The sequence below is a fragment of the Gemmobacter fulvus genome (genome assembly GCF_018798885.1).
Lineage (GTDB): Bacteria > Pseudomonadota > Alphaproteobacteria > Rhodobacterales > Rhodobacteraceae > Gemmobacter > Gemmobacter fulvus.
Genome location: NZ_CP076365.1, coordinates 134,680 through 157,196 on the forward strand (window position 1 = coordinate 134,680; position 22,517 = coordinate 157,196).

Sequence of the window (22,517 nt, forward strand, 5' to 3'; positions counted from 1 at the left end):
TCATTGCTCGGTTTTTGATTGTGCTCTCCCTAGGTCACCTTGTCCCTTCTGCTCAAGAAATCCATGAGCGTCTCCTGTCGCTTGGCCCGCGTGGCTACACGCTTGCCCTCAATGTCAGGTACATCAACCCCCAGTTTTACATCACGACATACCCGGATCAGTGGGTGGCAGAATATACCGCATCGCGCTACGTTCTTGTCGATCCCGTTGCGCTCTGGTGCGCTGCAAATACGGGCACAACCCGCTGGAGCGATGTAAAGGTTCCATTTCTGGCGCATCCGACACTCGGCGTTCTAGCGAGGGCCCGCGCCTACGGAATGAACTATGGAGCGGTGTCTTCACAGCGTAATCCAGAACATCAGATGCAGCGATGCGCGTTATCCCTTTGTCGATCAGATCGAGAACTTTCGGACGAAGAAATTCAAGAAGTCCACAAGCTCTTGCAAAAAATCATGGTCGCTGTAGGCCCATTTGCGGGTCTGAACGAAGAGCATCTGAAGGTGCTACAGATGCTGGGGGCAGGTGCCCAGATCCTCGATATTGCCACAAGTCTGAACCTCAGCGAAGCGACTGTGAAACGACGGATTGATGCCGCCAAGAAACTGCTTGGTGCAAAGACCGCCACGCATGCGGTCGCAATTGCCGCGATGCGGAATCTGATCGCGCTTGAGAAGCAAGAGGGCGTGTAAATGTATGTCCTGCGACAATCTTGCCTCGGCATGTTCACCGCCTTGTTGCAGGCGAGAGAATCTTATCGCCAGATCCTGACAAGCGGCATTCAAAGGGATGACCGCGCGCTTGCTTTCGATGACGCCTATAACTCGCTGTTGGCACAGGGGCTGTCTATGAGCCGTCTGGGCGGGCCGGAGGCGGTTTCCTTCGCGGCCCAGGCCCTCGGTACAGAGGTCCCCGGGGGGGACCCTGCACATTTTCTGCGGCTGTGGAGAGGCTTGCTTACAGACCACGGGCAGATTCACTGACAATCATGCCTGAGCTTCCAGGCCTTCAGGCCGATCAGGGATCCGTGCAAATTCAGGGCGCCCCGGGCGGCGAGCCTGGTCATCGCCCTGAGCATTGCACCTGGTTTCTGGACCGGTCGGGCTACACGGAACATATTGGCATCGATCACCAGAACACAGAGCGCAGCGGCAATATCTCCCATCACCTCGGAAGCCTCTGTCCAGGCAGAAGGATGGACACCACGCGCGGGCAGGATGTCCATTGCTGCCTGGATGAAGTCATGCTGAGTGAGTGGTCTGTCCGCATGTGATCGTGCGTCAAGGTACATGCGCATGTCATCCGAAGCCATCCAGTAGAGCTGCTCCGGGCTGAAGGTTTCTGTAAATTCGGGCTTGTGTCCGCGGTCTGAGAGACGCTCACTTTTTTCGAAGCAATCGCCGGAGCCGTGAGGCGCAGGCGTAGGAGATTGAGCTTCAGCCTGCTTGCAGGCTGTCCGTTCATTGGCGTCGGAGGCGCTACAGGCTTCAGAGTCTTCTTGATTTGTATCTTGTATATAGGGCCGGAAGGACTCTGCCGCCATGGCGGCAGAATTTCTCAACAAATCAAGGTCAATGCCAATGTCTCTGACGCGGTTGTCCACATCCGCAAAAAGCATCTCGAGCTCGCCGACTGCGAGCCCCTCATAGCGGCGCGGCAAGCTGGCGTGAAACCGCAGTTGGCCCTGAAGGCTGGGGTGCTTTGGGGCCTGTTCAAGCAAGGTGGACAGACGTCGAGTCAGTTCCCGCTTGGCCGCACTACATTTTCGTCTGAGGATCTGGGCGCGCTGATTGTCGGATTGTACGCGCTCAAGCAGGTTAAGCAGACCTGCAAAGCGGATGATCAACGGGCTGAAGCTGATGCCCTGCGCAATTTTGCCTTTACCAAAGCGGCCGCGACTGCCATCTGCACCGACGGTCTTCCGGATCAAGCCCATGCGTTCGAGCGCGGCCTCATGCCCGCGCAACGTCCGCGCTGAAATGCCGAGCTCCCGGGCCATCTCGATTTGCGGCTTGAAGCAGATCGCATCACAATCGGGATTGGTCCAATCTGATGGCCGGGTGGTCTGGATCATTCCGAGCAGGGCATGGAAGAGCGCTGCCGATAGTCCCAGGGCCGGGCTCACAGTGCGGAGGACGCGCTCTACATCACCGCGCCGATAGGTTCCGGGTAGGGTTGGAAAGGCCACGGCCTCAGCCTGGCGGAGTACTGCCTGTGTCATACATTCTCTTGTGCTTTGAGCACGAGAACCCGAAACATGCACAAGGTCGTTCGCAGAATCTGCGTTTTATCTTGTCTGCATATTGGAGAGGGGATATAAGAGCCTATAGTTGTTGGGCTTTCAGGATTGCCGTCCTGTTTTATCCCCCCCCGCCGGGTTCCCCGTGCGGGGGTTACTTATTTTATATGTCTCATTCTTTCCGTTGCCTCAAAGCTTGAGGCCGTCCAACGGCTCCGCAGTCCGATCTCCCGATTTGTGCTTTGCGGTGAACGCGACGACAAGAAGGGCGGACTGCACTCGGACACGCTCAATGGGAAATGATCTTGAGCTTGTCCATATTCTCGATATTTCCACGGGTCATCAGCCAGATCGAGTTGGGTGTCTCAATGCTGGCATTCACCGGAAGGAGGAGGCTTTTGCCCTGAGGATATTCGCTGTACCGTTCAGCGATACCCCTGACACCAACCATCTGTTTGAACTCCCGCACCGTGCCGCTGTTCGATGAGACCAGAACAAGAGCCAGGTCTGATTTCTGGGGCAGAATGGTCAGAATCCAACCGTCTGCAGGACCACCAATGGCTGGCCCGAAGCCAACGAACTTCAGATATGCGCCTTCGCGGACGTAGTTGTCTGCAATGCTCATCGCCACGGGTTGTGTGGGCATCCCCCTGCCTATCCTTGGTGGTTTTACTGTTTCTAACAGCCACCGGCCACAATCGCTAGCCCACATCATATTCATCTGTCCGTACCCCCTGAAGTTGCCAACATGGCGGCACCTCTCTCTCCTGCCTCTCCAAGTTTAGTGAGTTATACACATTTACTCACTTTCTCATGAATTAGCTTTTTCATTTACATGACGCAAGTCATCATGTACCTCGCCCGCACTGAGGATCTGCTTTTCGATCCCCAGAGTTGTAAATGTGAGGGACAAATGAAGAAGACGGCTCTTCTCTTCGCCGCAGCCGCATCTGCGCTCGTGTTGGGCGCAGAGGTGGCATCCGCAGCCACCACCGGCACCGGCATTCAGGCCGGGTTCGGCACTCTGAACACGGCGCTGGATGCGCTTGTCAAAGGTGCCGGTGGTTATCTGATCCTGATCCTGTCGGTCATTGTGGGCGGCGTGACGCTCGCCCTGACCGGGCGCTGGACCTATGTGATCGTCAGCCTCGCTGTGGGTCTTTTCCTCGGCTACGGCGTGACCATCATCAAATCCGTTGCCGGCATCACCGCCACCACTGCGATGATCGAGCAGCTGCAAACGGAACAGATCGCCCAGATCCCCGCAGGGTTCACCACCAGCAAGGCGCACTGAACCAAACGGGGCCTGCCACGTAGGCCCCGTTTTTTTCTCCCTCATTTGAACAACTCATGGGTGTGCCATGCGGGTAATCCGCGTTGAACAGCGGCTTCAGGACACGCCGCGCTTTCTTCTTGTGCCAGTGGATGAAGGTCTGGCCGCCGCCTTGCCGGTCGGGTTCGGGCTGCTGACCCAGCACCTCGTGCCCGGCCTGTTTCTCGGAGTCCTGTCCTTCCTGATCTGGAAACGTCTCAAGGGTGAGGGCGGCATCCCGAAGTTGCTGGCGCTGTCCTACTGGTACAGCCCCCGCGATATGCGGCTCTGGAAGTCACTGCCGGACAGCGGTGTGTCGACATGGAGAGGGTGATGAACTTCCCCGCCATGGAAAAACAGATGCAGGTGTTCCGGAGATCCCGCAATGCACTGACGGCGGTTCTCGCCGTCATGATTGCAACAAATCTGCTTCTGGTCTGGCTTCTGGTCCAGAAGACCTCACAAACCATTCTGATCCCGAGCCGCGTCTCGGATGGGATGGTGGCGCAAGGGGCAGGGGATATCCGATATCTCGAGGCGCTGAGCCTTGATGCGGTACAGGCCATGTATACGCTTTCACCGGCGACCACGATCTATAGCCGCGCGGTCATCGAACGGCTCGCCAGTCCTGCGGACCGCGACAAGCTGCTCCAGCTTTTTGATGACACATCCCGCGATATCCGGACCCGGGAAATCAGCACCGTGTTCCTGCCCGAGAAGATCGAGCATGACATGCCCAAGCTGACGCTGCGCGTGACCGGTATGTTCGCAACCTACATCGACACGACAAAGGTCACCGAGGAGCGCCGCGTCATTCAGGTTGTCTTCGCGGAGTTCGGTGGATCGGTGCGTGTCGCCCGCATTGACCGACTTGCAACCGCCTCTGAAGACCAAACGAAGGAGACCGGCAATTGAACCGGATCAGTGCCGCATTTTGCCTGGGTGCAATCCTGCTGGCCTCTATGGCTTCCGCAGAACAGAAACTCTCCATCCGTCCGGATCGCAAGGCCAGCTTTTATGCAGCGGCGGGCGGCGTGACCCGTCTCTCGGTCAGCGCTGACCGGATCCGCAAGCTTATCCATGACGACAGCGCCTTCGAGACCATGAACGACGAAGAGACCGGCGATGTCTTCATGCGCTATGTCGGTGATCAGTCGAAGCTTGCGCCTGAAACTGGACATATCATAACTGAAAGCGGGATCACGATCCCCTATGAGGTAACGCCCCGCCTCTCGGCTGATGCAGAGACAGTCGTGATCGATATCGTCGGCGGGGCGAAGAAGGCGGCGGCTGCGGGCACGGGTGCCGCTGCCGCACCGGCCGAGCCGCCGCCTTTCCTGGACGAAAGCGCATCACAGGGAGGCTATTCCGATGGCCTCGTCGAGTTTTTGCGCAAGACCATTGTCAAACATATCGGCCGGAATGCGCCGCCCAAATCCGGCAATGGTGCGGTTGTCGCGACGGAGAAGGGCGGTGGTCTCAAAGCCAGCGTCCGCGTCGCGAAGGTTGGCGCGACCGGCGGCTTCGTGCGGCCCCAGACCTTTTACACCTCTCGCGTGGTTGCAGTCTGGGTGGATCGCCAAAGCCTCGGGCCGAATGAGCGCACATGGGTTGTTGTCGTGGAGAAAACAAAGTGAACAAGGCCATTTCTGCTTGCCTGGCAATGCTGCTTGTCTCCGGCTGCGGCCAATCGAATACCGAGAAGGACTTCCTCTGTCCGGCCCAGACGGGCATGCCTTGTAGCACGATCGCGGATGCGGATGGCTCCGGCGACTTCAGCACCGGCCAATCCATTCGGGAGCGTGGGGAAGACACGCTGGCTTCGGATCTGACTCAGCCGCCTTTGATGATCGGCAAGGGCAAGCTCGGTGCTGCCAGCACAATGGGAGATGGCGGGCACGCCTATATGGCAGCATCATACCGGCTGCCGGAAAAGGTGGGCACCGCGTGGATCGCCCCGCATTCCGAGGGCGGCGCGCTCTATGAAGCCTCCTATGTGCACTTCCTGATCCTCCCCGCAGAATGGGGGAACAGGCCATGAAGATGTTCCGCGCCCTTTTGTCCGGCATCTTCGAAGATCCCGACTGGAGCGAGGATGCGCCTGACGCTCTCGCGGAAGATGTCATCTCCGACCTGCTGCCATGGCGCGTTTACGAGCCGGATACCCAGCTTTTCGTGAACATCGACAGCACCGGCTTCATGCTGGAGATCGTGCCGCACAGCTCTGATGAAAACATCGCGGAATCGGTGACCGCCGTCATCCAGTCCCGGGCACCGGCGAATACCACGATCCAGTTTCTCAACTGGACCAGCCATGACATTGACAGGCCATTGGTCAACTGGGCCCAGCATCGCTTCCGGCATGGCGAGTTGGTCAGTGAAATGGCGCATTGGCGGATGGAACATCTGCGCAAGGCGCGGTTTGGCACAGATCACCCGATCAAGGCCATTCCGCATGTGCGCCGGGTTTTTGTCATCGTCTGGATCGATGGCCACCCCGGCTTGTCCGCGCTGAAGGAGCTGCTGGAGTTTCGCAGGGCCCTGCTGCCTGCCTTTGGCCACATCGACCGCGTGCGCATTCTCGGGCCGCAGGACTTCCTGAAGGTGATGGCCGAGGTGCTTTACTGTGGCACCCAGCACTGGCCGGAATATGTCGATGATCAATGGATCAACCAGCAACTGCCGGGCGCAGGTTTTCTCGTGCGGCGGGCTTCTCTGGGCCTGATGGGAGAGCCCGAGCTTTCTGTCGCCTCTGCGACGGTGACGCGGTTCCCGAAGGAATGGCATTTTCACATTGGAGCCGCGCTGAATGGGGTGCCGGACAATCCTGCGCATCGCCCTGCCGGTCCGGTGCTGACCAGTTTCACCCTGAGGGTCAAACCCAAGGACAAGGCCCTGGCCTTCCTGAACCGCGCCCGGGCTGGGCTTATGCACACGGCCAGCACGGATTTTGCCAAATTCGCGGTCGGGCTTGGCGAAAAACGTCAGGAATTCGATCAGCTCGCGCAGGCCGTCGAGGCCAATGAAAAGCTGATGGAGGGTGTGTTCATCATCAACGCCTATGCCCGCGGCGGCGATGACGAAGCAAAATTTGCACTGGCCGAACTGTCAAAGATCTATCGCTTCGCAGACCTGACGCTGGGCGATGATACCTATCTCCAGCTGCCACTGTTTCTGTCCTCTTTGCCTTTTACCACAACCGGCAACCGGATGAACGATCTGCGCAAGCTCCAGAGAATGCGCCTCGTCAAATCAGAGGCCGCGGTCGGCTTCGCGCCCCTGCACGGCGAATGGACAGGGGTGGGCGATGGCAAGGGCGTGCTGCTCATCGGCCGTCAGGGCGGGGTGTTCGATTGGGACAATTTCCGCTCGACCGGCAACTTCAATGTGGCTGTTGTCGGCAAGTCCGGCGCAGGCAAATCAGTGTTCATGCAGGAACTGGTCACCTCGATCTACGCGCGCGGGGGCATGGTCGTGGTGATTGATGATGGCTATTCATTCCGCAACACAGTCGAGATTTTCGGTGGCGACTTTGTCGACTTTGATGCCGAAAGCGCGATCGGCCTCAATCCTTTTTCCATGCTGTCTGAAGAGGCGATGCAGGCCCCGGATTACCGGGCAGATGCCATTGAGCTTCTGACCCGGATCATCGCTTCGATGGGGTCCCTTGGGCGCACCAGTATTGGCCGCGTGCAGGATCTGGAGGAAGGCTTCATTGCGCGGGCGGTCGAACATGTCTGGGAGACCAGAGGCCGGGCGGGTGAGGTCGATGATGTGATCGTCTTGCTGCAACAGGAAGCCGGAGATCCCCGCATTGCCGACATGCTTTCGAAGCTGTCGGCATTCAGCAAGGAAGGTGTCTATGGCACCTATTTCTCTGGGCAGGCCACAATCGGCCTCACCGCATCCTTTACGGTTTTCGAGCTCTCGAAGATCAAGAGCCAGCGTGTCCTGCAGGATGTGGTGCTCCAGATCATCATGTTTCTGTCGTCAGAAATGATGTACAAAACCGACCGCGAAATCCCGGTCGGCCTTGTGATCGACGAGGCCTGGGATCTGCTCAAGACCGAGGCCACGGCCCGCTTCATCGAAGGCCTTGTCCGCCGCGCCCGGAAATACAATGGCGCGCTGATCACAGGCACCCAGAGCTTCAATGACTATTACGACAATCCGGCGGCCCGGGTCTGCCTTGAAAACAGTGACTGGACTGTGGTCATGGCCCAGAAACCGGAGACGCTCGATTTGCTGGCATCGGACAAGCGCCTTGCTGTGGGATCATCTCTTCTTTCGCAATTGAAGAGCATCACCTCGGTGCGGGGTCTGTTTTCAGAAATGGCCGTGAAGGGCCCCGATGGCTGGATCTTCGGTCGGCTCCTGCTCGATCCCTTCTCTCTCACAATGTTCAGTTCCACCGGCGAGACGGTGGAGCGCATCCGCAGAATGAAAGCCATGGGCGGCATGACGACCGCCCAGGCCATCCGGCACATTGCCATGCAGGGAGATGGGCGATGAGCAACGAACGCAAAAAGGCGCAATGGAAGGTTGTCGGCATTGCGGGCGCCGGTGCCGTCGGCCTGTTCGGCATCCTCGGCTGGATCATGAACACTTCGCAAGCCGAGCTGACCGGGGCAGGTGGCAGCGGCCCCGCCGTAGATCCGACCATCATTTCGGATGTATCCTCCTCCACCAGCCCCGAACTCAGCTGGGTTACGCAAAGCCGACAAGAGATGGAGGGGCTGCGAAAAGATGTCCGCGATCTGACCACCTCGATCACGGATCTCAAAACCCATAACGACGGCCAGATTGCGCAGATGCGCCAGGATTTCGAAGAGCAATTCCTGCTGCATCAGCAGAAAATCAATACCTTGGCCGGTACAGCTCAGACACCGGGTGAAGCTGGTGCGCCCGACACCGGAACCGACTTCATCGCCAGTCTCGCACCGGGAGCGATGCCGGTGCCGGGGCAGGCAGGCCTGACAGGGCCTCAGGCACAGCTGGCCGTCGCCTCTGGCTTCGGCCAGACCTTTGCCCTGAGCAACCGGGGCAGCGCGAGCGGCGTCAATGCCCCGCCACAGGCCGGAACTGCTGAGGCCGGGTCCATTCCGCCCGGTCCGGGCGGAAGTCCTGAGGACGGTGTCACAACTTTCAGCGACGGCGGCAGCGGAAGCCGGGTCCGCAAGCTCGGCAGCTATGTGCCTGCGGGAAGTTATGCGTCCGCCACGGTGATTGCAGGTGTGGATGCCTCTGCAGGGGTCAAGAGCCAGGAGAATCCGGTCCCGGTGCTTTTGCGCATTACCGGACCTGTGGTGACGGCATCGAATGGCGCAGGGCCGGGGCGGCGGGTCAATCTGACAGGCTGTACGGTTCTGGGCTCGGCGGCAGCGGATCTCTCCGCAGAGCGCGTCTATGTCCGCTTGACCACTCTGACATGCGTGAATGGCCGCAATGAGGTTCTCGAGACCCCTGTCGCAGGGATTGTGGTCGGATCGGGCAAGGCTGGCGTGCGCGGCAAGGTTGTGAGCCGGGAGGGCAGCCTTGTGCGCAACGCCGCAATTGCCGGGGTGCTGCAAGGGATCGGCCAGACCGCCTCGGCCTCGGCGCAAGGCGTGACAGGATCCGAAAATCTCGATGGCACAGTGTCGTCCATGGCAGGTGCCGCGGCAGCCGGTGCGGTCGGCGGCGGTCTTTCCGGCGCCGCCAATACCCTGGCTGAATATTACATTGATCGTGCCGAACAGTATCAGCCGGTCGTCTCCCTCTATGGCGGCACCGATGTGGAAGTTGTGTTTCTGGATGGGGTCAATCTGCGATGAATACGCCCCATGTCGAAGCGGTGCTTGCACAGCTTGTCGCAGCCCTGAAGGCCGATGGCGCGACTCCGGCAGAGGTGCCGCCTTTGGCACCTATAGCGGAACCAGCCCGTGCCGAGACCGAACCCGTCCTGGCACCGACGCCGGAGCCAATGGCCCGCGGCGGTTTGATGGAAATGACCAAACTTGCCACAACCGGCATCGCTGCGGTGTTTGCCACGCTTCTGATCGTCTCTGCCACCAGCCCGAAGGCGATCGACAAGGCCCCGCGGATTCTGGTGATCGATGCCAATGTTGCCATGGCGAGATATATCGAACGCCCGGACGTGAGCGCTTTGGATGAGGCTGCCTTTGCCGAGGCGGTGAAAGCCTATCACGGTGCTCTGGAAGCCGAAATGCAGGCGCTGACAGCTTCCGGCCGGGTGATCCTGCTTTCGGCGGATGTGGTGCTGGCAGGTGACGCCCCGGATGTGACGGATCGTCTTGTCACAGCAGCACTGGCGAGGGTGAGCCCCGGGGGGCTGCAATGATACTGCGCCCGATCCTGCGTTGGGGTTTCGTTACCACCGGATCTGTGGTGGCGATCCTTGGCTATTTGGGGCTCGCAAATCTTCAGCTGACCCTCAATGGCTCGGACTCTCTTCCTGATACCGCCTATGTGCAGTGGCGTTGGCCTGACACGATCTGGAAAGGCGCGATTGTGGCGGTTCCGCCGCCTGCGGTTTTCGGGGATCGTTTGTCAGGGGCCTCTGTTGTCAAGCGCGTCGCTGGCCTGCCCGGCGATGTGATCCAGCATAACGACGGCAAGGTCTGCGTGCTGCCCGAGTGTTTCGCCCCTGAAATGCGCGAGGGCAAACCCTTCGCTCCGCTTCTGCAGGAGGGGGTCATTCCTGAGGGCAGGATCGCAATCTTCGGCGATGCGCCGGACAGTTTTGACAGCCGCTATGCAAGCTTCGGCCTGATCCCGATGGATCAGGTCGAGGCGGTTGGCGTGGCCCTCGACGGGTTTCCCCATTGGACAAGGATCGCCGCATGGCTTGGCACGGCGCGCTGATGGCATCCACCCTTGGGGTGGCAATGGTCGTGTCCCCCTGCGTCCAGGCCCGGGATCTGGGGAATTATGGCGAGGTGTTCGCGGTGACCGAGCCTGATTTCCTGGCCGAAATCATGGCGCGGCTGAAGGCGATGGAAGCTGACGGCGGCCTCGCCAAAATGGAACGCGACATGCAGGACCGGACCCGCTCTTATGCGATGCGGCCCCGGTCGGCCGGGGCCTTGCCCCGCGCAGAGGTAAATCGTGCCTTTGACATCGACCTGACCATCCAGGTGGATCGGGATCTGGCCGATCACAAGGGGCAGGTTTTTGCGCCCGCAGGCACGGTGGTCAATCCGCTGGCCTATTCGCACTTCCGCAAGACCATCCTCTTCATCGACGGCGATGACCCGGAACAGGTCGAATGGGCTGTGGCGCAGGGTACCGAGCTCGACAGCCTGATCGTGCTGATCAAGGGCGCCCCGTTGGAACTGATGCGCAAACATGGCCGCCGCTTCTGGTTCGACCAGGACGGGGTGATGACCGGTCGTTTCCAGATCGCACGCCTGCCATCCCGTGTCTTCAGAATGGATCCGGTGATGCGCGTTGAAGAGGTCGCCCTGCAGAAAGGAAAGCGCTGATGTATAGTTGGGAGTTTTCGGAACGATACCCGGTCCTGACGGACAAGCAGGCTGATCGCATTGTCGTGGCGCATGGCTTCACACCGCAAGCGGTCAAAGCCGAATTGGGCGCTGCTTATACGAAGTGCGAAACACTTCTGGCATGGCTGGGGTATTGACCATGAAGGGAACTCTTCGGGCCTTTGCGGCGGGTCTTGCCCTGAGCCTCCTGGCATTCGCGGAACCTGCGATTGCCAAATGCAATGCCAAGTTCCTCAACCCCATCACCGAGGTCTGCTGGGACTGTATCTTCCCGATTTCCATCGGCTCGCTCAAACTGATCGGTGGGCGGCCCGATACCGACAATCCGGGCTTCCCGCTATGTGCCTGTCCGGGGATCCCGCCGCGGATCGGGATTGCAATCGGGCTTTGGGAGCCTGCGCGCCTGACAGATGTCGCCAACGAGGCAGGCTGCTTTGTGAACATGGGCTTCGATCTCGACATGGGATTGCTGTCGGTCGGCAAGAGCTCAGTCATGACCGATGATACCGGCGCGCAGGGATCCAAATGGCAGGCCCACTATTATTACTATCCGCTGATCAGCTGGCTCGGCACGGTCATTGACGGGCTCTGCCTCGAAACCACGGCATTCGATGTGGCCTATATGTCGGAGTTTGATCCGCTCTGGCAGGATCCGGAACTGAACACGCTGCTCAATCCCGAAGCCGTCCTGTTCTCGAATCCGGTCGCTCAGGCTGCTTGCGCGGCAGATTGTGTGGCCTCTTCCTCCGGCACCCTTGGGAATGAACGGCTGTTCTGGTGCAATGGCTGTCAGGGGTCTCTCTATCCGATGACCGGCGATGCCAACCAGCATTACGGCGGTATTCAGGCAAGTCAGACCGTCTCGGCCAAGTTGCTGGCCCGCATGCACCGTCTGGGTCTGGCCCGCAAGACCTCCGGCAGCGGATCGCTTTGTCATAGTCAGGTCGCACCGATCATTCCCAAAGGCCAGTACCGGTTCCAGGTCACCCGACCGAAGGCCAAGACCTCGGGACGGTATGCCTGCGGCCCGGTCGGCTTCTCCACCCAATTTGTCGATAGCGGCCGCGAGTACCCGTTCAAGGGCGAGAGCTTCGGCTGGCTCACCTGGAGGAAACGCAATTGCTGCGCACTCTGATTTCTACCTGCCTGACCGCCTGCACCCTTGGCCTCCCCGCTCTGGCAGAGGCTCAGGATACCGATCAGGCGCCCCGGTTTGCGCCAGGGGCCCTTGGCCCTGTCGGTGTCGATGTCGAGATCCTGCGGCAGCAAAGTCTGCGCGATGCGGAAACGCTGCGCGGGACGCTGGAAACGCAAGATCCGGCAGACCTTTCGGCCATGAGCCCCGGCATCGAGGCCTTGCAGGATCAGGCCATGAATGATCCCCGCATCCGGGCACTGCTTGGGGTGGATGATCCAGCCCGCATGTCCGGATCCGTGCGCCCGGATCATTCGGCGGCAAAAGTTCTGGTTTTTGCAAGCTTCGGAATGCCCGATGCCTCCCTCCGGCAAGTGATGCAGGATGCAGAGCGCTATCAGGGACAGGTCGTCTTCCGGGGTTTTGTGGGCAACTCCGTGTTCGAGACGGAAGCCGCCCTGACACGGGTATTCGGCAAGCTGGAGACCGCAACTGCCTTTGCCATCGATCCGACGCTGTTCACCCGGTTCAATGTGCATGCCGTTCCGGTTTATGTGGTGCTGAACGGGCCGCTCGATGTCTGTGAGACACCCGGCTGTGTCGGCGATGTGGTGCCGCCGCATGACCGGATCTCGGGGAACATCACCCTCGATGCGGCCTTGTCAATCGCAGCCCATGGGCGCGGTGACGCCGGGCAGGTTGCCAAGTCTTTGCTGGCGGCCGCGCCGCAGACCCCGGAAGGCGGTCAGCCATGACGCGGACCTGTGTTCTGTGCCTTCTTCTGATGATCCTGCCCGGATTTGCACCGGCTCAGACGGCCATGGAAAAGGCGGCCGGGCAGGGACGTGCGATGGCCGAAGACCTGCTGGTACAACCGGGCAGTTCCCTTCTGACCGGCGACAAGATCGGCGAAGTCGTGACACCTTACCGCACCGATACGCCTTCCGAGGCAGGGATCTCCAGTGCGGCCATTGAAGATGAGGCTGCGAGGCGTGCGGCAGGCAGTTCGGTCGAGGGGCGTGCCAATCAGGCCGTTGTGCAATCCAGCAGTCTCAACCCACGGAGGGAGATGACGGCGTCAGACCCGTCCATCACCCGTGCGGATCAGCTGGAGGGTGAAGCCAATGCCACGGCTGGCTCTCTTTTTTCTGTCACAGGCTCCGACAACCCGGTCTGCACTTTGCAAGGCATTGGCAACGCCGGGAAAGTCGAGCGCAATTGCGAGCGGGTCGTCTCTATCGACGAATACATGTGCCGCAAGGTACTGAATGTAACGGTAGAGCGCGACACGACCTATCAATGCGACATTACACGCAATACCTACGGTACCGAGCTGTCAAATGCGTGTTCAACCCTCGCAAGCCAGAGTGCCTGCACGGAAACCAGCTCAAGCTGCCTCAATCTCGTTGACGGGAACTGCCTTTCTGCCCGCAAGACCTATGTCTGCACCAATGTCAGCGGGGCGCAGGGTGGCGCTGTCGAGATCAGAACCTCGTCTCCGCGCATCCGGGGCAAAACCGAGGAAACCTGTGATCCCGGCATGGCGGGAGGAAGCTGTGCGCGCAGCGATGAGGTCTGTACAGCCGGGCCTTCGACCCGCGTGATAAATGGTGTGCCGGTGACGCGTGACTGCTGGGCATGGGAGCAACCGGTCGCATGCGAGGCGGAAGGATTGAACAGCGATTGTGCTGTCCTCGCAAATGATCCGTCCTGCACCCGGATCAAGGAAGAATGCATCCTGACCACGGAAGACGGATCCTGCCTGCAATATGAGGATCGTTATCGTTGCGAGGGCACGCCGGGGCAGGCGGGCGGTAGCGGATCGTGCAAGAAGATGACGGTCTGTGCGGGCGGATATTGCGAAGAGGTGACACCGGAACCTGCCAATACGGATTTCGGGCAAAGTTCCGCATGGCTCGGGGTCCTCGACGAGATGGCCAAGGATGCCGAAAAGAACCTCGAAACCCAGGATCTGCGGGTTTTCGACGGTATGGGGCAGGGTTGCCGCGTCGGGGCTCTTGGGGTGCTGAACTGCTGCAAGGACAGTGGCTGGGGCAATGGCATCATCGGCCAGTGCACCGAGGAGGAATTTGCCCTGATGGACCGCATGGACGCGGAATCCGTCCATTACATCGGCACCTATTGCTCAAAACGTCTGTTTGTCTGCGTGCAGAAGAAGCGCGTCTACTGCGCCTTCAACTCCAAACTCGCGCGTGTCTTCGTTGAACAATTCCGCAACATCAGCGGCAAGACCTGGGGCACACCGAAAACGCAATACACGCCGATCTTTGGCGACTGCCCGGAATGCGATCATGGGACAAAGAAAATCATTGGCTGGGAGCCAGTGGAGGGCACAGGCCCGCAATGCCAGGGCATCACCATCGAAGAAATGGAAGAGGTGGATATGGAGGATATCGATCTCTCCGAGGCTTTTGCGGACTTTGTGGAGGGTGCGAACATCCCGGCCATGAGCACGATCCGCAATGTCCTGACCTCGCGTCTCGGCGGCAACTGAGCAGGAGGTGGACATGGTTCGCAGAGATTTTCTTGCCTTAAGTTCGGCATCCGCGCTCTGTCTGGGGCTCGCCGGGCCAACAGCCGCGCAGGATCATCCGCGCATTGCCCTGATCTTTGTCGGTGCGAGCTGGTGCCCTGTTTGTCATGCGGCTGCCCGTGTGCTTGCACCGGCGGCAGAACGGTCCGGGCTGGAAATTCTGGTCGCATCGCAGGATGGCAAACCTGTCCCGCCATGGCGAAACTTTGTCGATGCCCGCGCCCATCCCATCGCGGCCGAGGTCAAGGCTTTGCCGACATTGCTGTTTGTCGATCTTGTTGAAGGCCGGATCATTGCCCGGCTCGAAGGGTTCGGGGAACCGCGACAATATCTCGGCAATATCCGCCGGACCCTCGCAAGCATCGTCGAGGCGGGCCATGGCTGAACGTCGTCTTGCTCTGCTTCTGCTGGCCATGCTCAGCCTGCAGGCCCATCCGGTACACGCGGACGGGCGCGGTTTTGGCTTTTGCTCGGATGCCTATCAAAAGGGCTGGAACTACTATTGCGATCCCCGCAAGCAAAAGAAGCCACCTGTCCCGTCCGCCCCCGCGCCTGCAGCAGAGGCCGCGCCCGAGGCACCATCCCCCTCGGAACCGCAATACCCGGCCACAGCCGCCATTGATGCGGCCCGCAAGGATCTCGACGAGCTGAAGAACCGGGCCATTCTTGAGCCGAGCCCGCAGAACCTCGAGGCTTATATGTTTGCGCAGAAGGCGATGGTCGAACAGGCCGGTCGCTTTGCCGATGTCTGGCAGCGGGTGCTGTTCAAGACACCGGCGCTGGATGCCAATCGTGACTATCCGCTGAGCCAGGTCGGGGGGCAGGTGTATCAGGACCAGCAGCGCGTGGCCTGGGAACGTTCGCTGCAACTGGCCTCCGCCAATCTCGGCTTCATGGTGGTCGTCACGGACGAAAAGTCCTGTGGTCTTTGTGCCAGCCAGCTCGAGATCATCAAGACCATGGAGACCAGCTACGGCATCGTGCCGCTGGTCATCTCCAAAGACGGCTCCTGGCACCCTCTTTATCCAAAAGCCAGCATCGATACCGGCCAGTTGAAAAAGCTGGGCCTCGATGGGCATCCCACCCCGTTCATCGCGCTTGTTGAACCCAATTCCGGCACCGTCGAACCCCTCGGAAGTGGGCTTTTGACTGAGGATGTCATCCTCGAGCGTGTCTTTGTCGTAACCCAGGTCCCTGTCGGTGACCGCTACAAAGGGAGCACCCCCTGATGGGTTTCAGCCTCTGCGGCCTCGCCGTCTCGCTTTCGCTTGCTAGTGGTCTTGCTACCCCCGCCAGCGCCGGTGCCGACAGAGATCCGACGTATTTGGTGTCGGGGATTGATCGGCCGGGTCAGTCCCGCAAGGCTTTGCGCAGTGCCTCTGCCACGAAAGCACTCTTGTTGCCGACTAGCTTCAGCTGCTCGGCAATATCAGCATCGATCATCAGGTTCATGCGCACTTTCTTTTCCCCGGGCAACATTGCCGGGCGACCGCGGCGCGCCACTTCGAAGAAGGTCTCGTCGAGGCCGTCGACTTCCCCGTCCTTGTCAATCAAGGGTTTGCTGATCTTCGCCATATCGCTTCCTTTCACGTGCATTGGCCTTGCGCAGACTGATCACACGCAGAGCGCCACCCCGGATACACCAGGCCACGACGCAAAGCCGTCCCAGAACAGGTACAAGGCTTACAAACCGACGCTCGCCGTAGTCGCCCCGCGCGTCTTCGACTGTAAGGGCTTCGGCCCAGTCAGCATCTGCCACATCGGCGAAATCCAGGCCGCGCTCTGCGAGAGTCCGCAGTCGTTTGGCCTCATCCCATTCCATCTTCATGTGCCGAAGATAAGGGAGAATACAGGCAATAGCAATAAACATGTGTACAATAAATATAGCCAGGAGGCCGCGTGATGTCTGACGTTCAGACCTCAGCAAAAACAGAAAGCGTTGCAGATCAAGCCAAAGGCGACAGACCGCCCAGAACCCGAGGAAAAGGGCCAAATGCGGGAGGGGGATACTCTTCAGTACCAAAACAGGCGATGGCCATTCTCTCGAGGACTGCTTTTGCAGTGGTGATCGCGCTGACTACGGTCGCCCCGGCTTCTGCCGATATCGGCTCCGATCTCAAGAACTTCTGGGACAGGGCAGGGGGCGGCGTGAACTACACCCGCCCAACGGCCTATCAGGGTCAGATGGGCGGCTATGTCACTCTGGGCTCGCTCTATGTGCGCACCCAGCCACGCAGCAGTGGCTTGCTCAACATCCAGCTGCCCTCGATCCGTTCAGGCTGTGGCGGGATCGACATTTTTGGCGGGGCGTTCAGCTTCATCTCGAAGGAAGAGCTGATCCAGCTTGGCAAGGCAATCATGCAGAATGCCTCTTCCTATGCCTTCGAGCTCGCGCTCGAAAGTCTTTCTCCCGCCGTGCATGAGCAAATGGTGAAGCTGCGTGACCTGGTTCAGAAGGTCAATGCCATGAACATCAACAGCTGCGAGGCGGGCCAGTTGTTGACGGGATCCCTTTGGGCCGAGGTTGACGGCAGCACTCAGCATGTCTGCAAAACCATTGGCACGATGAGCGGAAAATTCGCCGACGCGCTGTCGTCCCGCTATGGCTGCGGCTATCAGGGCAAGACCACATCAACGCTTGCCGGGGCGTCCGGAGCCATGAAGGATCAGGTTCCGGTAGACGTGAACTATGCCTGGAGAGCGATCAAGAAGAACGCCCTTCTGGCAGGGGATGCACGTCTGGCCGAACTCTTCATGACCATGTCGGGCACGATCATCACCCGGGCCGCGGCCAATGACAATGAAGGGCCGCGCCATCAGGTTATCACCCCCATGGCCTTCACCGGGCCCATGGTGCAGGCCTTTGTCGAGGGTGGCACCATCCGGATCCTGCGCTGCGATGAGACGGAGAAATGTCTCAATCCGACGATGCGCGACATTACCATTGCGCGGAGCGATGCGTTTTTTGCCCGGGTAAAGACCATCGTACAGGGCATCGCCAATGCGCTGCGCGATGACACAAAGCTGTCGAATGACGCGGTGGGGCTGATCGGCATGACCTCGGTGCCGGTCTATGACACGCTCAAGACCGCCGTGGCCTACAAACATCGGTTCTCCGACGATGAGGTGGCGCTCATGTCCGAGTTGGTCGCGATCGACTTCGCGATGACCTACACGCAGGACGCCATGCAGGAGATGGCGAAATCCGCCTCCAATACCGATGCCTTCGGCGATCAGATCGAGAAGTTCCAGTCCACCATAGGCCGCACCCTCGATGCTTTTTCGGTCTACCGGCAGGATGCCCAGCAAAAGTATCAGCAGGCCATCGCCTCACTGGAAAAGCTTGCCATGTCGAAAGCCGTTCTGGCGTCAGCCGGGGCGTCGAAATTCGCGGGGCAGATGGGGGTCTCGAAATGAGCGCGCCCAAAAGCCCTGCGATGCAGAAGCTGCATGGTCGTCCCGGTCCGCAGGTGAAGTTCACCTGTCTGGCCAATCCTGAAGGCTGGCATGAGCTGGCGAAACGTTATGAGGCCCTGCTCGACTTGCCCGTCATCGTCGGGCTGACCGGCGACAAGCGCCTCGCGCTGCTGCGCCACCTGCACACCTGGATCACCACCACGCGCAAGCGGGGGCCCACGATCTATTGCCTCGAAATGCTGCGCACCATGCCGCGCCACGAATTTCTGGCCTGGTGCCCGGGCAAGCTTTCGCATGCCGAATTGCTCGCGGCCCTTCCGCAACTGCCCTTCGTGGACATCGAGCGGCGCGAAGGGCGCACCTTCATGAGCCTGCGTCTTGCCGAGCCGGATCAGGGAGGAGCCGATGCGACATGATCTCAAGTCCGGCCCCGATGCCCGGCTCTCCCGGCTCACATCCTTTGGTCTCGAGGCCTGCCTCCGGCTGCCTGGGTATCTTGGACTGGTGATGCTGGCGGAAACCCTCCTGCGCCATCCGGTCTTCCAGAGCGGGTGGCACAGTCAGGACATTGGCATGCTGTCCAAAGCCCTGTTGCCCATATTCTGTTTCCTCGGCCTCAGAGGTGTGGCTGAAGCAGCCCGTCTGACCTACGGCGTTCTGGCATCGGATTATTGGATCCCCCGCAAATACCGGCTGGGCTTGCTCTGGCGCAGGCAAGATCGCCGGGTCGTCTGCCTCGAGCTTTCCGGGGCCATTGTCTGCCTGTCGGGCCTTCTTCTATGGCTTTCTCTGGCAGATGCACCTTCCGGCATGACGCCTCTGCATTTCGCTCTGGCCGGCCTCGCGGTGTCCGGTCTTGGCGCATTGGACCGCACCTTCTTCGAACTTTCTGTCGGCACCAGATGGTGCCTTGAGCGCCTTTGCCGTCTGTACCGTAAGGAGTGATCATGGGGACCTACGAGATCTACACCATTGGCGGTGGGTACTACCTTTACAACATCTTCAATTTTCTGGCCGCCTTCACCGCTGGCACACAGTTCCGGCTCTTCATGTCGATCGGCATCACCATCGGCATGGCAAGCCTGATGCTGCGCATGATGTGGGGGCTCGGCTTCCGCGACATCATGGTGCAATTCATCCTGATGATCCTTGTGGGGCTGGGCGGCTTCGGCATCAAGGCGCGTGTCGTGATCATAGACCCCACCGCCGGAACCATTCCGATCTACGGCACCGTCGACAATGTGCCCTTTGCTGTCGCCTTCCTTGGCAACATCACCAGCGAGACCGGCTATCACCTGACGGCCCAGATGGAAGCCTTGCTCAATGTTCCGGGCAATATGGCCTATCAGAAAAGCGGCCTCATGTTTGGTGCGACCCTGTTGTCCCAGGCATCCCGTTGGCGCGCGGTTTCGCCCAAAATGCACGAGCTCCTGGTCAATTATACCCAGAACTGCGTGATCGACGGCACGTTGCTCGGCCATATGGATCTGGAGACCGTCGCCAATACCGGTGCGCTGGAGGCCGAGATCACCGCCAATGTTCCACAGTCCCTGGCCTATTACGATCCGATCACCGGCCAGACAGAAAGCTGCAAGGAGCGCTGGACAGCCGTTCGCCAGGAAATCAACACTGAAGTGGACAAGGTGCTGGCCCAGAAATCTGCTGCCATGTTTCAGAGCCGGGTTGCGACCGGGGGCTCCAACATCTCCAAGTTGCGGGGAACTCTGTCTGACTTCCAGAGCATGATCGGGATGTCATCGGCCTCGGCGGTGGCCACAATCCGGCAGGCCATGCTGCTGAATGCGACCGATGATGCAATGAAGCGCTTCATCGCCGGATCTGGCAACGACGCGGCCATGGCGCTCTATCAGGCCGCGCGGACCGAGGTGCAGACCAAATCGTCCTACAATGCGACCGCCGCCAGTGCCCTGAAATGGGTGCCGCTCCTGAAGATCGTCTTCGAGGCCATGTATTACGCGGCCTTCCCGCTTGCGCTCTTCATGCTTCTGACGCCGATGGGACTGCAGGTCCTGAAAGGTTATGCCGGTGCCTTCGTCTGGCTTGCCTCCTGGGCCCCTCTCTCGGCCATCCTGCATTACATCGTCATCGACTCCGCTGAAGGCAGCTATCGCTCGGCCGGCGTCATCTCCAGTGACGGGACGGTCAATGATGTCGTGCTGTCCCTGTCGAACCTCTATCAGATGCAGGCCGTTGAAAATGACGTGGGCGCAACGGCCGGGTTTCTGATGATGTCGATCCCCTTCATCGCCTCCGGTCTGCTCTGGGGGGCAAGCAAGATGACCGGGCTTGCAACCTCCATGCTGAATGTGGGGCAGGGCGCCTCTATCGAATCCGGCCGGGAAGCGGCGACAGGCTCGATCAGTCTCGGCAACACCTCGATGAACATGATGCAGGCCAACAAGTTCAACACCTCAAGCCTGGTAGATGAAAACCGCTCGACCCTTTTTACCTCCAATGGCGCCACCGTCACGATGAATAAGGACGGAACCATGCGGCTTGGCCGCGGCTCGGCGATCTCGGAAAGCGGCTTCTCGGCCTCGACCCGCAACATGGTCACAGCCGAGATGGGCCGACGGTACGAAGAAGCGTCCTCGGCCGCCAAAACCCAGACATCGGAGCTCTCGGAGTTCATCTCCGGTGCTGCAACCGAAACACAAGGCTTCGTGAATTCGGTCACTGCCTCCAAAGGCACATCTGACAGCGGATCGGTTGATCAGTCCGGATCCAGCAGCGCCAAGGTCAGTCAGGCATGGGGCGTCATTCAGGACTGGGCCAAGCAAAACAATGTGTCGGAAAAAGTTGCTCTCGAGGCTGCAATTTCTGGTTCCGCAGGGTTAAGTACAGGCGTTTTCGGGGGATCAGCGACAGCCCGCCTCACTGGCGAAGCTTTAAATTCCGATTCACTCCAGCTGTCTCAAAAAGCATCCGAAAACCAAGATGTGATGCGTGCATTGGATGCCATCGACACGGCACGGGTCAGTTCCGGCTGGTCGAGCAGCGGCTCGCAAGCAACCTCCAGCGAAGGGGCAAAGCGCTATTCCCTGGATGAAGGGCGTCGTCTGGCGCAATCCGCCCTGCAGTCGATCAGCGAGGCTGAGACCGCCGCGCGGACCAAGTCGGAGATCAACAGCATGGGCTTCACAGCCGATGCCAATATCAACAACCTCATTGCCGACAAGCTGGAAGAGCGTGGCTACAAGGCCTGGCAGCGGCTCAACTCTTCCGACCCGGCCGATATAGCCCTCGTCAATGACATCACCCGCGAAGTCGCCGGTGACCTGATTGATCGTATGGGGGCGGTGACGGTCCCTGAGGAACTGCGGACCCAAGGGATCGAGACGCCGACCGCGGACTTTACAGCGCCGACATCCCGCGATTCCGCCACCATCGGCGGTGTCGAGATCAGCAACGGTGCCATGCGTGTTCAAGGCAATTCCGCCTTCGCGACCCAGCAGGACCACACCAATGATCGCATGATGGAGCTCAACGAAAGACAGATCCAGGACAGCAATACAGCGCGCGGGGAGAATTCGAATATCTCCCGGGAGGTGGTGCAAGGTTCAGACGACACTTTGATGGGGCGGCTCTCAGCCAAGGTTGTGAATGAGACAGCCCAGCTTCTCGGACTGTCCGAAAGCCAGGCTGAATGGATGATGAAGAACGATCCGCGTTTCCAGCAGGATGTGGGCGATGCCACATACTATTACTGGCAAAACAGCGCAGCGCTGAAAGAAGCCTCCTCTGCCATCCCCACCTCTGACCTGTCCCGTGACTCCGGGTCGGCGGCGGAGTCCGTCGCGCCGGGAAAGCCCCCGGAGGAGGCCCCCGTTGATCCTTTCAACCCGCTGGGGTTCTCGCAACTGCCCGCATCCTACACTGAACGGGACCGGGATCTTATGGTGCGCACCATCATCGGCGAGGCTGCCAATCAGGGGATCGAAGGCATGGCAGCCGTCGCCCTCGTGATCAAGAACCGGATGGACGATTCCCGCTATCCGGACACACCAGCCGATGTTGTCCTGCAAGAAAAGCAGTTCTCTGCCTGGAATGGCGATGGCTCCGGGAATGATCTCGTCCACAAATACGGACCCGGCTCAAAGGTCTATGACAATGCTGCATATGCTGCTGATCTGGTCATGATGGGGCAGATCCCGGACTTCACCGCCGGTGCGGTAAACTATTACTCTCCGGCTGGCATGCAGGCTCTGGTCGATCAGGGGTATCAGAACAATCTGATCCCCGGCTGGCTCAGCAAGGCAAACAGTGAACGCGACACAGATCCCGTTCAGGTGGGGGGCCACATCTTCACCGGACAGGTCAAGGAATAAAAAAGGGGC

Annotated in this window: 26 protein-coding genes; 22 read left to right on the forward strand and 4 right to left on the reverse strand. The window is 59.7% G+C overall.

The window, feature by feature from the left end; genetic code table 11:
• Positions 1-164 precede the first annotated feature (164 nt).
• A complete protein-coding gene (locus KM031_RS21520; protein WP_260692233.1) occupies positions 165-689 on the forward strand; it encodes an autoinducer binding domain-containing protein in 525 nt (174 codons plus the stop codon).
• A complete protein-coding gene (locus tag KM031_RS21525) occupies positions 690-980 on the forward strand; it encodes a hypothetical protein (protein WP_260692234.1) in 291 nt (96 codons plus the stop codon).
• Here the strand turns inward: KM031_RS21525 and repC are convergent.
• Positions 974-2,218, reverse strand: a complete 1,245-nt coding sequence (gene repC, locus KM031_RS21530; RefSeq protein ID WP_260692235.1) for a replication initiation protein RepC — start codon at positions 2,216-2,218, stop codon at positions 974-976. The genes KM031_RS21525 and repC overlap by 7 nt on opposite strands.
• A gap of 307 nt (positions 2,219-2,525) precedes the next feature.
• Positions 2,526-2,882 (reverse strand): hypothetical protein, encoded by a 357-nt coding sequence (locus KM031_RS21535; RefSeq protein WP_260692236.1) that lies wholly within the window; start codon positions 2,880-2,882, stop codon positions 2,526-2,528.
• Between the two features lie 204 nt (positions 2,883-3,086).
• On the opposite strand from KM031_RS21535, the gene KM031_RS21540 reads away from it, so the two are divergent.
• From KM031_RS21540 to KM031_RS21615, 16 genes are all read left to right on the forward strand, one after another.
• Positions 3,087-3,530, forward strand: a complete 444-nt coding sequence (locus KM031_RS21540; protein WP_260692237.1) for a hypothetical protein — start codon at positions 3,087-3,089, stop codon at positions 3,528-3,530.
• A gap of 67 nt (positions 3,531-3,597) precedes the next feature.
• The gene (gene traL, locus KM031_RS21545; protein ID WP_260692238.1) at positions 3,598-3,882 is read left to right on the forward strand and encodes a type IV conjugative transfer system protein TraL; all 285 of its coding nucleotides are present in this window, start codon (positions 3,598-3,600) and stop codon (positions 3,880-3,882) included.
• Positions 3,882-4,463, forward strand: coding sequence for a TraE/TraK family type IV conjugative transfer system protein (locus KM031_RS21550; protein WP_260692239.1), 582 nt, complete (start codon positions 3,882-3,884; stop codon positions 4,461-4,463). Before traL ends, KM031_RS21550 begins: the two co-directional genes overlap by 1 nt.
• A complete protein-coding gene (locus tag KM031_RS21555; RefSeq protein ID WP_260692240.1) occupies positions 4,460-5,185 on the forward strand; it encodes a TraK domain-containing protein in 726 nt (241 codons plus the stop codon). The genes KM031_RS21550 and KM031_RS21555 overlap by 4 nt, the downstream gene beginning before the upstream one ends.
• Positions 5,182-5,589 carry a TraV family lipoprotein gene (locus tag KM031_RS21560; RefSeq protein ID WP_260692241.1) on the forward strand — a complete coding sequence of 136 codons (408 nt, stop codon included), beginning with the start codon at positions 5,182-5,184 and terminating at the stop codon, positions 5,587-5,589. Before KM031_RS21555 ends, KM031_RS21560 begins: the two co-directional genes overlap by 4 nt.
• On the forward strand, positions 5,586-8,060 hold the full coding sequence (locus KM031_RS21565) for a TraC family protein (protein ID WP_215507635.1): 2,475 nt from the start codon (positions 5,586-5,588) through the stop codon (positions 8,058-8,060). The genes KM031_RS21560 and KM031_RS21565 overlap by 4 nt, the downstream gene beginning before the upstream one ends.
• On the forward strand, positions 8,057-9,361 hold the full coding sequence (locus KM031_RS21570; protein WP_215507637.1) for a TraB/TrbI/VirB10 family type IV secretion system protein: 1,305 nt from the start codon (positions 8,057-8,059) through the stop codon (positions 9,359-9,361). Before KM031_RS21565 ends, KM031_RS21570 begins: the two co-directional genes overlap by 4 nt.
• The gene (locus tag KM031_RS21575; protein ID WP_215507639.1) at positions 9,358-9,888 is read left to right on the forward strand and encodes a TrbI F-type domain-containing protein; all 531 of its coding nucleotides are present in this window, start codon (positions 9,358-9,360) and stop codon (positions 9,886-9,888) included. The genes KM031_RS21570 and KM031_RS21575 overlap by 4 nt, the downstream gene beginning before the upstream one ends.
• A complete protein-coding gene (locus KM031_RS21580) occupies positions 9,885-10,412 on the forward strand; it encodes a S26 family signal peptidase (RefSeq protein WP_215507641.1) in 528 nt (175 codons plus the stop codon). The genes KM031_RS21575 and KM031_RS21580 overlap by 4 nt, the downstream gene beginning before the upstream one ends.
• Positions 10,391-11,032 carry a type-F conjugative transfer system protein TraW gene (gene traW, locus KM031_RS21585; protein ID WP_260692242.1) on the forward strand — a complete coding sequence of 214 codons (642 nt, stop codon included), beginning with the start codon at positions 10,391-10,393 and terminating at the stop codon, positions 11,030-11,032. The genes KM031_RS21580 and traW overlap by 22 nt, the downstream gene beginning before the upstream one ends.
• Positions 11,032-11,190 carry a hypothetical protein gene (locus KM031_RS21590; RefSeq protein WP_215507645.1) on the forward strand — a complete coding sequence of 53 codons (159 nt, stop codon included), beginning with the start codon at positions 11,032-11,034 and terminating at the stop codon, positions 11,188-11,190. The genes traW and KM031_RS21590 overlap by 1 nt, the downstream gene beginning before the upstream one ends.
• Positions 11,191-11,192: 2 nt before the next feature.
• Entirely contained in the window at positions 11,193-12,188 is a 996-nt protein-coding gene (gene traU, locus KM031_RS21595; RefSeq protein WP_215507677.1) for a conjugal transfer pilus assembly protein TraU, read from the forward strand.
• Positions 12,173-12,943: a type-F conjugative transfer system pilin assembly protein TrbC gene (trbC, locus tag KM031_RS21600; RefSeq protein ID WP_215507647.1), complete on the forward strand. Its 771-nt coding sequence runs from the start codon at positions 12,173-12,175 to the stop codon at positions 12,941-12,943. Before traU ends, trbC begins: the two co-directional genes overlap by 16 nt.
• 29 nt (positions 12,944-12,972) lie before the next feature.
• Positions 12,973-14,703 carry a conjugal transfer protein TraN gene (gene traN / locus KM031_RS21605; RefSeq protein WP_260692243.1) on the forward strand — a complete coding sequence of 577 codons (1,731 nt, stop codon included), beginning with the start codon at positions 12,973-12,975 and terminating at the stop codon, positions 14,701-14,703.
• A gap of 13 nt (positions 14,704-14,716) precedes the next feature.
• Complete coding sequence (locus tag KM031_RS21610; RefSeq protein ID WP_215507651.1) at positions 14,717-15,127, forward strand: TlpA family protein disulfide reductase; 411 nt, start codon at positions 14,717-14,719, stop codon at positions 15,125-15,127.
• Entirely contained in the window at positions 15,120-15,971 is an 852-nt protein-coding gene (locus KM031_RS21615) for a conjugal transfer protein TraF (protein ID WP_215507653.1), read from the forward strand. The genes KM031_RS21610 and KM031_RS21615 overlap by 8 nt, the downstream gene beginning before the upstream one ends.
• 121 nt (positions 15,972-16,092) lie before the next feature.
• Here the strand turns inward: KM031_RS21615 and KM031_RS21620 are convergent, their stop codons facing one another.
• Positions 16,093-16,317: a hypothetical protein gene (locus KM031_RS21620; RefSeq protein WP_215507655.1), complete on the reverse strand. Its 225-nt coding sequence runs from the start codon at positions 16,315-16,317 to the stop codon at positions 16,093-16,095.
• Positions 16,289-16,612 (reverse strand): BrnT family toxin, encoded by a 324-nt coding sequence (locus KM031_RS21625; protein ID WP_307742835.1) that lies wholly within the window; start codon positions 16,610-16,612, stop codon positions 16,289-16,291. Before KM031_RS21625 ends, KM031_RS21620 begins: the two co-directional genes overlap by 29 nt.
• A 32-nt stretch (positions 16,613-16,644) precedes the next feature.
• On the opposite strand from KM031_RS21625, the gene KM031_RS21630 reads away from it, so the two are divergent.
• Genes KM031_RS21630 through KM031_RS21645 form a run of 4 tightly spaced genes read left to right on the forward strand, consistent with a single transcriptional unit; the run spans position 16,645 to position 22,508 of the window.
• Entirely contained in the window at positions 16,645-18,159 is a 1,515-nt protein-coding gene (locus KM031_RS21630; protein ID WP_246567389.1) for a conjugal transfer protein TraH, read from the forward strand.
• The gene (locus tag KM031_RS21635) at positions 18,156-18,575 is read left to right on the forward strand and encodes a hypothetical protein (RefSeq protein WP_215507657.1); all 420 of its coding nucleotides are present in this window, start codon (positions 18,156-18,158) and stop codon (positions 18,573-18,575) included. The genes KM031_RS21630 and KM031_RS21635 overlap by 4 nt, the downstream gene beginning before the upstream one ends.
• A complete protein-coding gene (locus KM031_RS21640; protein ID WP_215507659.1) occupies positions 18,565-19,104 on the forward strand; it encodes a hypothetical protein in 540 nt (179 codons plus the stop codon). Before KM031_RS21635 ends, KM031_RS21640 begins: the two co-directional genes overlap by 11 nt.
• A gap of 2 nt (positions 19,105-19,106) precedes the next feature.
• Complete coding sequence (locus tag KM031_RS21645) at positions 19,107-22,508, forward strand: conjugal transfer protein TraG N-terminal domain-containing protein (protein ID WP_215507661.1); 3,402 nt, start codon at positions 19,107-19,109, stop codon at positions 22,506-22,508.
• The last annotated feature ends 9 nt before the right edge of the window (positions 22,509-22,517 follow it).

Bases quoted from the DNA above. Each gene is read 5' to 3' on its own strand.
- KM031_RS21525 (WP_260692234.1), top strand. From the start codon at position 690: ATGTATGTCCTGCGACAATCTTGCCTCGGCATGTTCACCGCCTTGTTG.
- repC (WP_260692235.1), bottom strand. From the start codon at position 2,218: ATGACACAGGCAGTACTCCGCCAGGCTGAGGCCGTGGCCTTTCCAACC.
- KM031_RS21535 (WP_260692236.1), bottom strand. From the start codon at position 2,882: ATGCCCACACAACCCGTGGCGATGAGCATTGCAGACAACTACGTCCGC.
- KM031_RS21540 (WP_260692237.1), top strand. From the start codon at position 3,087: ATGTACCTCGCCCGCACTGAGGATCTGCTTTTCGATCCCCAGAGTTGT.
- traL (WP_260692238.1), top strand. From the start codon at position 3,598: ATGCGGGTAATCCGCGTTGAACAGCGGCTTCAGGACACGCCGCGCTTT.
- KM031_RS21550 (WP_260692239.1), top strand. From the start codon at position 3,882: ATGAACTTCCCCGCCATGGAAAAACAGATGCAGGTGTTCCGGAGATCC.
- KM031_RS21565 (WP_215507635.1), top strand. From the start codon at position 5,586: ATGAAGATGTTCCGCGCCCTTTTGTCCGGCATCTTCGAAGATCCCGAC.
- KM031_RS21570 (WP_215507637.1), top strand. From the start codon at position 8,057: ATGAGCAACGAACGCAAAAAGGCGCAATGGAAGGTTGTCGGCATTGCG.
- KM031_RS21575 (WP_215507639.1), top strand. From the start codon at position 9,358: ATGAATACGCCCCATGTCGAAGCGGTGCTTGCACAGCTTGTCGCAGCC.
- KM031_RS21580 (WP_215507641.1), top strand. From the start codon at position 9,885: ATGATACTGCGCCCGATCCTGCGTTGGGGTTTCGTTACCACCGGATCT.
- traW (WP_260692242.1), top strand. From the start codon at position 10,391: ATGGCTTGGCACGGCGCGCTGATGGCATCCACCCTTGGGGTGGCAATG.
- KM031_RS21590 (WP_215507645.1), top strand. From the start codon at position 11,032: ATGTATAGTTGGGAGTTTTCGGAACGATACCCGGTCCTGACGGACAAG.
- traU (WP_215507677.1), top strand. From the start codon at position 11,193: ATGAAGGGAACTCTTCGGGCCTTTGCGGCGGGTCTTGCCCTGAGCCTC.
- traN (WP_260692243.1), top strand. From the start codon at position 12,973: ATGATCCTGCCCGGATTTGCACCGGCTCAGACGGCCATGGAAAAGGCG.
- KM031_RS21610 (WP_215507651.1), top strand. From the start codon at position 14,717: ATGGTTCGCAGAGATTTTCTTGCCTTAAGTTCGGCATCCGCGCTCTGT.
- KM031_RS21615 (WP_215507653.1), top strand. From the start codon at position 15,120: ATGGCTGAACGTCGTCTTGCTCTGCTTCTGCTGGCCATGCTCAGCCTG.
- KM031_RS21620 (WP_215507655.1), bottom strand. From the start codon at position 16,317: ATGGCGAAGATCAGCAAACCCTTGATTGACAAGGACGGGGAAGTCGAC.
- KM031_RS21625 (WP_307742835.1), bottom strand. From the start codon at position 16,612: ATGTTTATTGCTATTGCCTGTATTCTCCCTTATCTTCGGCACATGAAG.
- KM031_RS21630 (WP_246567389.1), top strand. From the start codon at position 16,645: ATGTCTGACGTTCAGACCTCAGCAAAAACAGAAAGCGTTGCAGATCAA.
- KM031_RS21635 (WP_215507657.1), top strand. From the start codon at position 18,156: ATGAGCGCGCCCAAAAGCCCTGCGATGCAGAAGCTGCATGGTCGTCCC.
- KM031_RS21640 (WP_215507659.1), top strand. From the start codon at position 18,565: ATGCGACATGATCTCAAGTCCGGCCCCGATGCCCGGCTCTCCCGGCTC.
- KM031_RS21645 (WP_215507661.1), top strand. From the start codon at position 19,107: ATGGGGACCTACGAGATCTACACCATTGGCGGTGGGTACTACCTTTAC.